The sequence below is a fragment of the Halovibrio sp. HP20-59 genome (assembly GCF_033052795.2).
Classification (GTDB): domain Bacteria; phylum Pseudomonadota; class Gammaproteobacteria; order Pseudomonadales; family Halomonadaceae; genus Vreelandella.
The window spans coordinates 182,131-195,824 of record NZ_JAWJUW020000006.1; the positions used below are offsets into that span (position 1 = coordinate 182,131).

The 13,694-nt window shown below is 58.2% G+C and carries 11 protein-coding genes; all 11 read right to left on the reverse strand.

The window, feature by feature from the left end; genetic code table 11:
• Positions 1–35: 35 nt before the first annotated feature.
• The 11 genes from RZA33_RS09405 to RZA33_RS09455 all read right to left on the reverse strand — a co-directional run bounded on the left by RZA33_RS09405 (position 36) and on the right by RZA33_RS09455 (position 13,618).
• A complete protein-coding gene (locus RZA33_RS09405; protein ID WP_317507592.1) occupies positions 36–650 on the reverse strand; it encodes a TIGR04282 family arsenosugar biosynthesis glycosyltransferase in 615 nt (204 codons plus the stop codon).
• Positions 640–1,350: a TIGR04283 family arsenosugar biosynthesis glycosyltransferase gene (locus tag RZA33_RS09410; protein ID WP_317507593.1), complete on the reverse strand. Its 711-nt coding sequence runs from the start codon at positions 1,348–1,350 to the stop codon at positions 640–642. Before RZA33_RS09410 ends, RZA33_RS09405 begins: the two co-directional genes overlap by 11 nt.
• Positions 1,337–1,975: an ATP-binding cassette domain-containing protein gene (locus RZA33_RS09415; protein ID WP_317507594.1), complete on the reverse strand. Its 639-nt coding sequence runs from the start codon at positions 1,973–1,975 to the stop codon at positions 1,337–1,339. Before RZA33_RS09415 ends, RZA33_RS09410 begins: the two co-directional genes overlap by 14 nt.
• Before the next feature lie 10 nt (positions 1,976–1,985).
• Positions 1,986–3,659 carry an ABC transporter permease gene (locus tag RZA33_RS09420; RefSeq protein ID WP_317507595.1) on the reverse strand — a complete coding sequence of 558 codons (1,674 nt, stop codon included), beginning with the start codon at positions 3,657–3,659 and terminating at the stop codon, positions 1,986–1,988.
• Positions 3,660–3,662: 3 nt separating this feature from the next.
• The gene (locus RZA33_RS09425; protein ID WP_317507596.1) at positions 3,663–4,883 is read right to left on the reverse strand and encodes an ABC transporter substrate-binding protein; all 1,221 of its coding nucleotides are present in this window, start codon (positions 4,881–4,883) and stop codon (positions 3,663–3,665) included.
• 39 nt (positions 4,884–4,922) lie between these two features.
• A complete protein-coding gene (locus RZA33_RS09430; RefSeq protein WP_317507597.1) occupies positions 4,923–5,957 on the reverse strand; it encodes an aminoglycoside phosphotransferase family protein in 1,035 nt (344 codons plus the stop codon).
• A gap of 138 nt (positions 5,958–6,095) precedes the next feature.
• On the reverse strand, positions 6,096–7,172 hold the full coding sequence (locus tag RZA33_RS09435) for a TauD/TfdA dioxygenase family protein (protein WP_317507598.1): 1,077 nt from the start codon (positions 7,170–7,172) through the stop codon (positions 6,096–6,098).
• A 211-nt stretch (positions 7,173–7,383) separates the two neighbouring features.
• Entirely contained in the window at positions 7,384–10,242 is a 2,859-nt protein-coding gene (locus RZA33_RS09440) for a valine--tRNA ligase (RefSeq protein WP_317507599.1), read from the reverse strand.
• Between the two features lie 95 nt (positions 10,243–10,337).
• On the reverse strand, positions 10,338–11,540 hold the full coding sequence (locus RZA33_RS09445) for an MFS transporter (RefSeq protein ID WP_317507600.1): 1,203 nt from the start codon (positions 11,538–11,540) through the stop codon (positions 10,338–10,340).
• A 101-nt stretch (positions 11,541–11,641) separates the two neighbouring features.
• On the reverse strand, positions 11,642–13,105 hold the full coding sequence (locus RZA33_RS09450; RefSeq protein WP_317507601.1) for a Fic family protein: 1,464 nt from the start codon (positions 13,103–13,105) through the stop codon (positions 11,642–11,644).
• Between the two features lie 81 nt (positions 13,106–13,186).
• Positions 13,187–13,618: a DNA polymerase III subunit chi gene (locus RZA33_RS09455; RefSeq protein ID WP_317507602.1), complete on the reverse strand. Its 432-nt coding sequence runs from the start codon at positions 13,616–13,618 to the stop codon at positions 13,187–13,189.
• Positions 13,619–13,694: the final 76 nt, after the last annotated feature.

Genomic DNA, 13,694 nt, shown 5'->3' on the forward strand with positions numbered 1-13,694 from the left:
AGTCATCCAAAATAGTGTGAAAACAGCACGTTTCCTTACACCGCGGCGGTTAAGCCTTTCCAGCGCTGCCAGTCTTCGGGGCGATCGATATCCCAAATGGTAGCCGGGTAAGCGGCGGTTAAGCCGAGGGCTTCAATACGTTGCTGCGTTTCGCTCAGTACGCGCTCGCTGCCCCAGGGGATCGCCTCAAACAGCTTGGGGTAGTCTTGCTGGGTGCCGATCAAACCGTAGCCGCCGTCCTCGGCGGGTAAAATAACCACGTCGTGGCTGGCCAGTTGGCGGGCGCAGGTCGTAATCAGTTCAGCGCTAATGCTAGGGCAGTCGCTGCCCATTAGCATGGCGGGGCCTGGGGTGCTGTTCAGTGCGTAGCGAATCCGGGCGCCGAGATCGCCGTTGGGCTGAGGGGTTAAGGTCAAACCAAACGCCTCACGAAGCTCGATAAACAGCGGGTGTGCGTGGTCAAGCGCTGTCCATAGCGTGATGTTTTCCGCAGGCAGCGCTTTGCAGGCGTTGGCGACGCAGTGTCGGACCAGCTCCGCATGGGCGTTAGCGGCGCCTTCTGAACCTAGCAATGGCGCTAAACGCGTTTTCGCCTGCCCCGGCAGCGGGGCTTTGGCGAGCAGGTGCATTTGCGGTGTTTCAGCGGGCATTACGATACTCCTTAGCGAGTTGGGTTGCGCTAACGCCGCGCCAGTAGCGGTAGCGCAGCCGCCACATCAGGCGGATCGTTTTCCCAGCGCCGAACTCATCCCAGCGCCTGCCCGAGCTTATCACTTTGGTTCGCAGGCAGGCGGGGGAAGAGAGCTTTTTGAGCCGTCTAGAGATTTCAACGTCTTCCATCAGCGGCTGCTCGGGAAAACCACCGACTGCCTTGAAGGCGCTCGCGCGCATAAATATGCCCTGGTCACCGGTGGCGATGCCGGTAAGCCGTGAGCGTTGGTTCATCATCCAGCTCACCACGGGGAGCCAGCTGCTGCGGCCTGAAAGCTTAATAGCAAAGCGTCCCCAGGCGTGGCGGGTAAGCGCTTGGGTGATTTGCTCAATAGCATCGTCGGGCAGTTGGGTATCCGCATGAAGGAATAGCAGTGCAGGCGTGCTGGCACGCCGTGCACCCAGGTTCATTTGCAGCGCGCGCCCAGGCTGGCTACTGAGTACTTGATCTGCCAGGGGCAGGGCGAGGCAAACGCTGTGATCGCTGCTGCCACCGTCCACCACAATCACTTCGGCCCGTGGGGGAAGGCGCTGAACACGTAGCGGCTGCAGCGCTTCGAGTACCGCCTTAATGCCCGCGGCCTCGTTTAGCATCGGTATCACGATGCTTAGGCGAGGCACCTGTTCATCCGAGTTCAATGACCTGCCCTCCTGCCGCCTTGGCATCTGCGTGGTCGTGGGTGACCAGCAGCGCAGGCAGGCCTGCTTCACGCAGTTGGCTAAATACCAGTGCGCGCATTTCCTGGCGCAACGCCGTATCCAGCTTGGAAAACGGCTCGTCCAGCAGCACCGCTTGAGGCGTAGAGAGCAGCAGGCGCATCAAAGCAACCCGTGATTGCTGGCCGCCGGAAAGAGTCGCCGGGTCGCGAGACTGAAAGTCCGCTAGCCCAACCTGCTCAAGGGCATGGCTAACCAGCTGGCGCTTCTCATTGCTATGGCGTGGCAGCCCAAAGCGCAAATTACCGCCCACGCTCAAGTGTGGAAACAGCAATGGATCCTGGAACAGCAGCCCGATACCGCGCTTCTCCGCAGGCAGATTGAGCAGATTGCGCTCGCCCAGCCAGACACCGCCGCTAGCGCTAAAGGCTGGGTCAAGAAAGCCCGCCATATACGCCAGCAGGGTGGATTTTCCCGAGCCGGAAGGGCCCATCACCGTGAGTACCTCGCCTGGCGCAATGGTGGCGTCCACTGCCAATAACGCACGGCCCGCTAGGGCGATTCGAATTTGTTCAAGGCGTAGCGGTGCGGTAGCTAAAGCGGTCACGGAAATCCTTTTAAGTGGCGAGTGCACGGCGTTTGGCACCCAACAAGCGTGGTAGCGCCAGGGCCAGCATAAAGCCAATCAGCGGCAAGCCTGCCTGGACTAACGCCCAAACGCCGATTAAACGCCGGTTATTGCCAGAGGCGAGCGCTACGGCCTCGGTAGTCACGGTCGTCACGCGACCCGCGCCCAGTAGTTGGGTGGGCAAATATTGGCCAATGCTAATCGCCAAGCCTACCGCAAAGGCCGTTAACAGCGGGGCTAATAATAGCGGTAGGCGAACTCGCCAAAAAGCAGCGTTGCGTGAAACGCCGAGTGAACTCGCCACCTGCAACCAGCGGGGATCCAAGCGGCGATAGGCTTCGGCTAGTGAAAGGTAGACATAAGGCAGCACAAACAGCAGGTGCCCGGCGATTACCAAACCTAGCTGCGGGCGAATGCCCAGGCTCTCAGCCGCCACGATTAACCCAAATAGAAAGGCAATTTGCGGCACTATAAGCGGTAAATAAAGTAGCCACAGCGCGCGCTTGGGCTGAAGGTGCTGGCGGTGTTCATTTTCCAGCGTTGCCAAAACCAGCGCTGTGGCCAGCGCAGTGGAAGCCAGGCCGATCAGCGCGGTATTAAGCAGTGGTTTAACGAGCATAGGCGCGCTGCGCTGCCAGTGATCCAGCGTCAGCATCTGCGGCAGCAACTCAGGGAAGCGCCAAAAGCCTGCCAGCGAAAAAAGCCCTAAACCGACCAAGGCCGCCAGCGCCGTCATACTGGATAACAGTAATGCCGAGCGGCCCACCATGCGCAGGGCGATTTCTCCCCGCTGGCGGCTGCCATTGGTCAGCCAGTTGCGCGTCAGCAGGCGGGTCAGCTGCTCAAGCAGCCACCAGCAGAGTAGCGCCGCGAGCGTAACGCCAAGTTGCAGCACCGCCGCCGCGGAGGCCATAAAGCGGCGGGTGATATCCGGATCATTGAACCAGCTTAAGATGGACACGCTGAGCGTGGGGGGGAGGGTAGGCCCCAGAATCAGCGCCATATCGACTACCGACGTCGCATAGGCAATGACCGCATACACCGGTAGGCGGATCAGCGGATACAGCGAGGGTAGCACGGTTTTTAACCAGGCAAGCGTGGGCGAATAGCCCAGCGAGCGCGCTAACATCAGCCGCTTATCCACCTGTAACTGTGGTAAAGCGGCCAGGCTCATCAGCAGCAGAAAGGGCATCTCTTTCAGCGCCAGCCCTGCGATTAGCGAGAGCCCCCAAGGGTCATTGACGATTAACGCATCCGGCGGGCGCTCCCAACCCGTTAGCGAGGGGGATAGCAGCCGCGCCACTAGGCCTGAAGGCGCAATCAAAAAGGCAAACCCAAAGGCAATCGCCGCATGGGGAATCGCGAGCAGCGGTGAGACAAGCCGCCGAATACCGCGGTCTAACCAAGTGCCTCGGCTGGCGGCCAAAAATAGCACCACCATCATTAGCGCCATGGCTGTACTGACCAAACCGCTGGCAAAGCTGACCGCTACTGAGCGTGCTAGCCCCGGCTGTGCGAACAGCGCCTGCCAGGGGGCTAAACTCGCCTCGTGGCCGCCAAGCACTGGCAGGTAGCCAAACGCGGGCAGCATGACCATTACCAGCCCCGCCCCAACGGGCAGTACCAGCAATGTAATGATCAGCGCTGGAGCCAGTCGCAGCATGGCTTAGTTGACGCCGTAACGCTCAAGCCAGGCGTCTTGCAGCGCCGTCATCCAACTCGGGTGCGGCTCGGGCAGGGTGTTTGATAGCGCGTCAGCGGGCAGTTCAGAAGGGTGGCGTTCACCCTGTTCAAACAGCGCTTGGGCATCGGCGTCTAGCTGTTCGATATCCAAAACGCTGCGGTCGCCCCACATGGTTAGCGACTGCTTTTCGGCCTGGGCTTCGGGGGAGAGTAGAAAGTTGGCGAGCACCATGGCACCGGCTTTATGCGGCGAGTTATAGGGAATTGCCACAAAGTGAACGTTACCCAGGGTGCCACCTTCCAATACATAGCTGCGCACGCTTTCGGGCAGTTCGTACTCCTTTACTGCCACGGCGGCATCGGTGGGGTAGAACGAAAACGCCAAACTTAGCTCGCCATCGCTCATCAGCGTGCGCAGGTTAGGGCCTGAATCGGGAAATGTTCTTCCACTGCGCCATAAATGCGGGTGCAACGCATCCAAATAGGTCCACAAAGGCTCTGTCACGGCTTCAAAGTCGGCATCTTCCACCGGTTGGTAAAGCGCTTCATCCTGGTCGCTAAGCTCGATTAGCGCCTGCTTTAAAAAGGTGCTGCCGGTGAAGTCAGGAATACGCGGGTAACTAAATTGGCCGGGGTTGTCTTGGGCCCACGCGAGCAGTGCTTGCATATCCTGGGGAGGCGTCTCCATTTGGGCGCTGTCGTAATAAAAGGTGATCTGCGCTTTTCCCCAAGGTGACTCGTAGCCCTCGGTGGGGAGGGTGAAGTCGGTAACGACCTCGGGATTTTCATCGGCGTTGGTGAGCGCAAAGTTGGGCAGCGCGTTGGCGAAGGGGCCAAACAGCAGGTCGTTTTCGCGCATGGCGGCAAAGTTCTCGCCGTTGATCCAAATCAGATCAATACTGCCGTCGTCATGGTTGCCCGCCTGCTTTTCCGCCAGCACCCGTGCCACCGCGCTGCCGGTGTCGTCCAGTTTTACGTGCGCTACATCAACATCGTACTGCGCCTGCATTTGCTCGGCTACCCAGTCGATATAACGATTGGTGCGCGTATCGCCACCCCAGGCGTTCCAGTAAACGGTTTGGCCTTCCGCCTCCTCTAGCACGGCTTGCCAATTGCTGGGGGCAGGGTCGGCGGCTGCAGGCAAAGCAAGTGCCAACATCGTTATGCTAATCGTGGCAACTAGGCCGTTGCGGTTATTCGCCATCGCATACCTCACTTAACGTTTTTTCAAATTAGACAAGCGTTACAAGGCGGCCTGTAAACACTGCAGCTCGCTATGAACGTGATCAATAACTGGCATGGATAAATAGTGCTCAACGCGGTCGCGCACGTGCTCAATCACCGCGGGGTCGGTGAGTTCTGCCGACCAGTCCTCCCCGCGCTGCTGGGCATCTTTCGCATTCAAATGTTGGGCTCGCCACTTGGCGCACCAGGTCAATGACCACAGCCAAGTGGCACGGCGGCAGGCAACCAGGGTATCGGTATCGGGCGTTTCACTCATGGCTGCCTGCCAGCGACGGTAGAAGTGAATGACTTCCTCTAACGATAGCACCGCCTGGCTGCTGATATCCCAAGTGGTCGAGGTATAAAGCGAGGTATGGGCGAGATCAATTCCCGGTAGGCCGTAGCGGCACTTCTCTAAATCCACCAGTACCGCGCGGCCATCATCACGGATTAAAAAGTTGCCGGGGTGCGTATCAAAGCTAATCAGCGTCGGGGTGACATCATTTAAACGAGGCGGGAGTAAATCCAGCTCTTGTTTGATGCGCTGAGTGACTTTGCTCGAAAGCTGGGCATCCGCTAACCATTGGGCTTGCTGATGCACTTCACTGACCATGGCCTGCCAGGGGTCAGCTGGCGCAAGCAGCGGCGCTTTCTCATTAGGCAGCGGTTGGCGGTGCAGGCTGGCCAACGCTTCCGCGACGGCGGGCAGGTCTTCCGGTAGCTTTGCCAAACGGCCACGAATAGCTTCCACCAGAAGCCCGCCACGGGGCAGCTGGTTACTGGGTGGCAGAACGTCGTAAAGCTGAGGCGTGTGTCCACCAGGGCTTGAGCGCTCATAACACGCCGTCTGATACGCCAAATTTTCTTCCGGTGGCAGGTTCATCTGGCTTTGCTTGGGCAGCCGTGCCACCCAGTCATCGCCCTCGCGGTGAATCCACACATGATCGTGAGCAAGCCCGGTATCTGCCATCGGCGTAAGTGTTTGGTAGCTAATCCCCGCGCGCTTTAATTCGCTTGCCAGCGCGTCTAATCGTGCTTCAGTTGGTGTCGGCATAGTACAGTCCGTGTCGTTGCTGAATCAGCGATGCCACTCAGTGGCTATTCTTGTACCAACCTTACACGTTTTATAAGAAAAAGTGGCTAGGGCGATGGTGTTGGATAAAAGCGACGCGCTGATTGGGCAGCCGCAGGCTTAATTTTGCATGGGTACGTCGTCTTTCCAGCGAAACCCTACGCTACCGGCTTTCCAAATGCCGTCGTCATTGAAGGGATGAGGCCCAGACAAATCAATGTATTGCGGCAAGCCAAAGTGAGGGGCCAGGTTCTGTCTTGCCTTGATAGTGACGCGGTCCATTATCCTTAACCCTTGCTCTTCGACTGACATATGCGCCTCGGGTGCTGCCCGATGGGCCATTGCCCAGTTGTCAACATAGAGTAAATCGCCCGTGTCGTAGCGATAACGTATGCCGTAGCCTTTTTCAAACGAGGCATTTAAAAGATCGTTATAGTCATTGGAAAGCTGCTTCATTTCTTCTGCGTTGAGCAAACGAAAGTGCTCGGTGGATGCGGAGGCTTTTTGCAGTTCATCAATGGGAACGCCCGCTTCCGGCAGTCGCTCAATCACCGCGCCGGTCATTCCCAGGTGCAGCCATACGCTCTTTCGCCCAGAAATAGGATGCATATGGACAACGGGATGACTCACCCCTGTATCAGAATTCACCGACACCAGGCGCTCCCAGAATGCCTGTTTTTCCTCGGGTAGCACATCAAAGGCTGCTCCTTGATGTGCGAAGTGCGTTCCGCCGCCTTGTTCAGGCGCCCGCGCCATGTAGTAGGCGGAATGCGAGAAGGTGGCGGCTTCAAAACTGCCATCGTTATGCCATTGAGGCCCCACGCCCAGAATTCCGTAGCGTTTGTCATTGGAGCAACGAAAAATGTCTCTGTTCATACCCGGCGTAGCAGGGTGGACGCCATGAGTGGAGTGGATGTCGCCAGCTCCCCACCATTTGCTCGCATTGACCAGTTCATCGGCTGAGAGGTCAGTCTGGTGTTTGAAGACGATGAAGCCGCGATTCGCCATTTCCACTTCCAACGCCTTGATAACCGGCTCGGGGAGTCTGGAACGAACATCCGCGCCGTAGATCTCGACGCCAAGCGGCTCCAATTGTTTAACGCTCAACCCGGCTTTCTCAAACAGCGATACATGGTTAGGGTCGAGCGGCGGTATGGTGGGTGGGATGCGGCTGAATTTCTCTGATGCTGTTTCCATAGTCGACGTAACCTCAATGGAGTGAAATTTGAGCTTCGTTCAGTGAGGGTCGCGGTAAGCCCCTAAGCGCCAGAACCCAATGGCCAAAAGGTGTTGATCAGGTAGTCGCGGTTTTTGTTCCTAATGCGTCAATGTCATCGCTCTAGCGTAAAAGCAAAAACGGCACCTCAATCGGTGCCGTCTTGTTCCAACTGTTTCCTACTAACCCGCTCTACAACGCTTCAATCTTCGCCCGTTGTTCTTCCAACAGCTTTTTAGCGGCTTGGAACTCGGCCAGTTTGCCGCGCTCTTTTTCGACCACCGCGACCGGTGCTTTGGCGATAAAGCCGTCGTTGCCGAGTTTCTTCTCAATGCCGCCGATCAATTTGTCCTGCTTGTCGATTTCTTTGTTGAGGCGTTTGAGTTCGGCGTCTTTGTCGATCAGATCCGCCATCGGCACGAGCACTTCCATCTCACCCACTAGCTGAGTGGCCGAAAGCGGGGCGTCGTCGGGATTTTTAAGCCAGCTAACGCTTTCCAGCTTGGCGAGTTTGGAGAGGAAATGACGGTTACTCTCAAGGCGCTCGGCGTCCTCAACCTTGCCTTTGGTGAGCAGCACGTCAAGCGGCTTACCGGGGGCAATATTCATCTCAGCGCGGATGTTGCGCACAGCAATGATGACCCCTTTCAACCACTCGATATCCCGGCTAGCTTGGTCGTCGATTTTGCTTTCGTCGGCTTCCGGCCAGGCTTGCAGCATGATCGACGCATTGTCACCCATGTACATGCCCGCCAGCGGCGACACGCGCTGCCAGATCTCTTCGGTAATGTAGGGCATCATCGGGTGAGCAAGGCGAAGAATCGCTTCGAGTACGCGTACCAGCGTGCGGCGCGTTCCCCGCTTGGCTTCCGCCGTGGCGTTTTCGTCCCACAGTACCGGCTTGGAAAGCTCCAGATACCAGTCGCAGTACTCGTTCCAGACGAACTCATACAGCGCCTGGGAGGCGTGGTCGAAACGGTACTCGTCCAACGCCTTGGTAACCTGGGCTTCGGTTTTCTGCAGCTGTGAGATAATCCAGCGGTCTGCTAATGAAAGCTCAACCTCTGCTCCTTGTCCTTGAGAAGCGATGCCGCAATCTTCGCCTTCGGCGTTCATTAGCACGTAGCGTGAGGCGTTCCACAGCTTGTTGCAGAAGTTGCGATAGCCGTCCAGGCGGTTCATATCAAACTTGATATCGCGACCGGTGGTGGCCTGGGAGAGGAACGTAAAGCGCAATGCATCGGTGCCGTGGGCTTCAATGCCGTCTTTGAACTCGTCCTTGGTGGCTTTGGCAATCGCCTTGGCCTGCTTCGGCTGCATCATATTGCCGGTGCGCTTTTCGAGTAACTCATCGAGCGTGATGCCGTCGATCAGGTCGATGGGGTCGAGTACGTTGCCCTTAGACTTGGACATTTTCTGGCCTTGGCCGTCGCGCACTAGACCGTGTACATAGACCGTCTTGAACGGTACTTCGCCGGTGAACTTCAGCGTCATCATGATCATCCGGGCCACCCAGAAGAAGATGATGTCAAAACCCGTGACCAGCACGCTGGTAGGGTGGAAGGTCTCAAGCTCGGGGGTTTGTTCCGGCCAGCCCAGGGTGCCGAATGTCCACAGGCCCGAGCTGAACCAGGTGTCGAGTACGTCCTCGTCCTGGGTAAGCACCACCTCTGGGTCGAGTGCGTGCTTCTCGCGGGCTTCTGCTTCGCTGCGGGCAACGTAGACGTTGCCTTCGACGTCGTACCAGGCGGGAATGCGGTGGCCCCACCACAGCTGGCGGGAGATACACCAATCCTGCAGGTCGCGCATCCAGGCGAAGTACATGTTCTCGTAATTTTTGGGCACGAACTGGATATTGCCGTTTTCCACCGCTTCGATGGCGGGCTTGGCGAGGTTTTCTACGGCGACGAACCACTGGTCGGTGAGCAGCGGCTCGATGACGTCACCCGAGCGGTCCCCATACGGCAGGGTGTTGTTAACGGCTTCGACCTGCTCCAACAGGCCAATAGCGTCCATGTCGGCAACGATCAGCTTGCGCGCCTCGAAACGGTCAAGCCCGGCATACTTCGCGGGCAGAATGGCGTCTTCATCGGGCTGGGGCTGGCCTTTGAGATCAAAGATTTCAGCTTGCTCAAGAATCGCCGCGTTTTTGGAGAACACGTTGATCAGCAGATGGTTCTGGCGCTTGCCGACTTCGTAGTCGTTGAAGTCGTGGGCCGGGGTGATCTTCACGCAGCCCGAACCTTTCTCCATGTCGGCGTGTTCGTCAGCGACGACTGGAATACGGCGCCCAACCAGCGGTAGCTCAATAAACTTGCCGACCAGAGAGGCGTAGCGCTCGTCTTCGGGGTTCACCGCCACGCCGGTATCCCCCAGCAGGGTTTCCGGGCGCGTGGTGGCGACCACCAGGTAATCCTTGCCGTCGTCAGTTTTAACGCCGTCCGCCAGCGGGTAGCGGAAGTGCCAGAAGCTGCCTTGCTGCTCTTTGTTTTCCACTTCCAGATCAGAAATAGCGGTGTGCAGCGTCGGGTCCCAGTTGACCAACCGCTTGCCGCGATAAATCAGGTTGTCTTCGTGCAGGCGTACAAACACTTCTTGAACCGCTTTGTAGAAGCCGTCGTCCATGGTGAAGCGTTCGCGTGACCAATCGACGCTGGCGCCCATGCGGCGCAGCTGGCGGGTAATGTGATCGCCCGATTCTTCCTTCCACTCCCACACTTTGTCGATAAACGCTTCGCGACCGAGATCGTGGCGGGTCTTGCCTTCTTCGGCGGCGATTTTGCGCTCGACCAGCATTTGCGTCGCGATACCGGCGTGGTCGGTGCCTACCTGCCACAGGGTGTTGTTACCCTGCATCCGTTTCCAGCGCGTCAGGGTATCCATGATGGTGTCCTGGAACGCGTGGCCCATGTGCAGGCTGCCGGTCACATTGGGCGGTGGAATCATGATCGAAAAGGGTTTGCCCAGGCCGGAAGGGGCGAAGCGGTTGTCGGCTTCCCAGCGTTCGTACCAGCGGGTTTCGATCAGTTCGGGTTGGTAGGTCTTTTCCATGGAGAGTCGGCTCACGGCTGGCGAGAAATATGCAAAGTGTGAAAATATATAGCGCCAGAGTATACCGCGATAGCGCCTTGATCGTCAGGGGCTACTCACGCTCGATTATCGACACTGACCGTATGAGCAGAAAACCCGCGCATGGCGATGAGCCCGAGGATGGGCCCCGGCAGCAGCCACCAAATCACCGCCAGCGACTGGCTCGACCACAGCGCGGTCACCAGTGCGATGGAAGGAATGGTCAAGCCAAAGCCGATAGCGTTCATCATCGCCAGCGCTGCCCCCAGCCGCTCGGGCGGGGCGGTAGCGGAAGCCAGCGCAGAAAACTGTGCGGAATCGGCAATCACGCTGACGCCCCATACGCCGAGAAGCGCCAGCAGCAACCAGGGCGAGGCGCTGCCCAACAGGGGATAAACTAAGCACAGCGTACCGGAGGTTGCCAATGCCACGCAGGCCACGCGATCACTGCCGATATGGCGGCTCCATTTGCCTGCAAGCACGCAGCCCGGCAAGCCCAGCGCAATCACCGCAAAGCTTAGCCATGGCTGGGCGCTGTTTGACGCGGCCAAGCGCTCCAGCTCCCGGGCGACCAGAAACGGCACCAGCGCCCACAGCGCATACAGTTCCCAGCAGTGGCCAAAATAGCCCAGCGCTGCAGCGCGAAAGCGGGGCTGCCTGAACGCCGCTACCCCTGCCCAGGGGCGGCCGCTTTTGGCGGTGGCCGGTAGGTGCGGACCAACACCCAGTTTGAAAATCATTAATGCGGCGACCAGCGCCAGCAATGAGGCAAGCAGCAGCGGCCATTGCCAAGGCAGATGCAGGGTTAGCCCGCGCAGCAGGTGTGGCGAAGCAATGCCCAGGGTCAGCATGCCCACCAGCCAGCCCAGCGCCGCCCCGGCGTGGCTGGGCGTCCAACTCACCACCAGCTTCATACCCAGCGGATAAATCCCTGCCAAGCAAAGCCCCGTAGCAAAGCGAGCCACAGCGGCCAGCGTGACGTTATCCGCCACCGTGATAAACGCTGCGTTAATCAGCGCGCCAAACACCGCGGAAAGTGCAAACAGATGGCTGGCGCGCACACGGTCGGCAAGGCCAGTGGTAGCGATCAGCAGCGTGCCACTAATAAACCCGGCCTGCACGGCGATGGTGAGCAGACCCAAATCGCTTTCGCTGAGGCCCACAGCCTCCTGCAGTGCTAAGCCAACGCCGTTGACACTGAACCACAGCGAGGTGCCGAACAGCTGGGCGATGACGATAACCGCCAGCGGAGCGCGGGCTAAAAAGGCGTGGGACAGCATCGGCGCTCTCGTCCTTTGAGTTATTTTTTGTCAAAAAAGGGGTTGTTCAATAGCCTATTGGGCAACTTCAGCATTCGGCCAAGCCTCGGCAAAGGTGTGTATCAAGTTTTACTACCCTGATTTTTAACCCACTGCTTGCCGACAGCCGTTAAGCGGTATTTTTGCAAGCGGCTATTGGGCTTATCTGGAATTGTCTGCTCAATCAAGCCGGCGTTCAGTGCTGGCCGCAAGTACGCGTTTCGGAAATGAGGCAGATGTTTGAGACCCAAAATATCCTGTAACTCGGCCCGTGTCATTTCGCCCTCCAAGGATTCAAGCAGGCGAGCTACTTCTGGGCTGACTTGGTCGGTGACTTGGTCGGTGACTTGGTCGGTGACTTGGTCGGTGACTGGTGGGGTAGCGCCCAACCATTCTGCCTCCGGCCGCCAGACGATGACGCTGAATTGATTGCCCGAAGGGTCATTGAGCAAGTCAATTCGGGGCCATGCCTCAAGTGCTCGTGGAATACCACTGCCCATGCCGCGATAAGGCAGAATGTGAGAAGCATGTTCAGTGAGTGTGGGATTGCGGCGGATGGTCTTTCCCTGGCTAATGTCGTCGGGGCTCAGGCTGTCCGGTAGGTGACCAGGGCTGACAATCTCCACGCGGTCGGCAAAGACCATCAAACGGACGGAGGCGCTGGTGAAGTAGTCCCGGTGGATCAAGGCATTGACCAATAACTCTTCCAGTGCCGTTTCGGGAATCTCCAACTCACCCAGGGTGTTGAAACTCCGTCCATGCTGTACATGGTGCAGGTTGCGTTTGATAAAGGCGAAAGCGCCCCGGAACTGCTCCAGTAGGGTGCCTTTGGTGTCTTCGCTGTCCAGGTAGCGGGTATCGTGCAGTGCGGTGCCTGGAAAGGCCACCGCCTTTACCTCAAAGGCGGGGCGCCAGCGCTGGGGATTGCGGCCGAACAGCATTAATCCCGCCAGATTGAGTTCCTGTCCATCGCCCAGGCCCAGGTTCTGAAGCAGCTGCTCCCGTGTAAGGCCGGAGAACTCGCTGCTCTCGCCATAGCGACGATTGAAGTAGGCAGTAAAAGCCTTGTCATCAATATCTTCCATCGAGGTGCCCGCCACGGGCACCACATCGGCGTAAACTAATCCAGAGCGCTGGAACATGCGCTGCAGCTCTTCGCGTGAGGTCACATGCCGTTTGTCCGAACCCTGCTTGACCCAAATGCGGCCTTGGTTGTCGAGGTAGGGTTTGGCTAAGCCATCGGGCACTTCCATTACTATCACAATGCCCTGATCCGTTTGCACATTCTCGGTCAGCGGATGCACCGGCGGACGCACATGCTGGGAGGCGGCATTGCCAAGCAACTGGTTCAGCCGCCGAACCGCCGCGCCATCCAGCCCCGCAATCGAGCCGTCATCATTAACGCCCAGAAACAGCCAGCCACCGCCACTGTTGGCAAAGGCGGCCAGCTCAGCGGCAAGGCCATCCGCGTTGGTGGCATCGCGTTTGAACTGGTGGCGGCTGTCTTCGCCGCGGGCGACTGTCTCAAGAAGTTCACTTATCGTCATGGCTTATTTTCGCTTCAGCTGGCGAGGAGGGCATGCATTTTAAGGGTCCGGCAAAGCCTCTCCGCATTGGATGCTTTGCGCTTACCCCAATTTATGCGGTACCACTTCATGGCCCATTGCTTTATAGCGCTGCCAGCAGGCGCGTTTGGCGACCAGCACTTGTTGGTGCTGATTGATGATTTCGGCGATCCGCGTGTAGCGCTCTACGCCGTCGGGGATATCGGGGTGCAGATTAAGCAGTGCGGTCTCTTCCGTGGGCACCGGGAGCTGCTGCCAACCCAGTGTGATGGGTACGCTGGCTGCCATTTCGCTACCTTCCAGGGCGTGGGGCAGGTAGGCGTCCGGGCGAAAATTCCATAGTGCTGCATCGGCTTGCTCTGCGAGCGCTTTATCTTCGCAGTGCAGATGCAGGCGGTAGCCTTTACGCCAGATGGTCTCGGCGAGCTTGCAAGCAAACTGCAACCGCGCCTCTAAGGTCGTATCGGGCAGAATGTAGAAATCAATACGTGCCATGGGCGGCTCCAGCGGTTCCAGATAAGGGGGCTGCTTACAAACAGCGCCGCCGCAAACGTTGCGGCGGCGTTGAAGG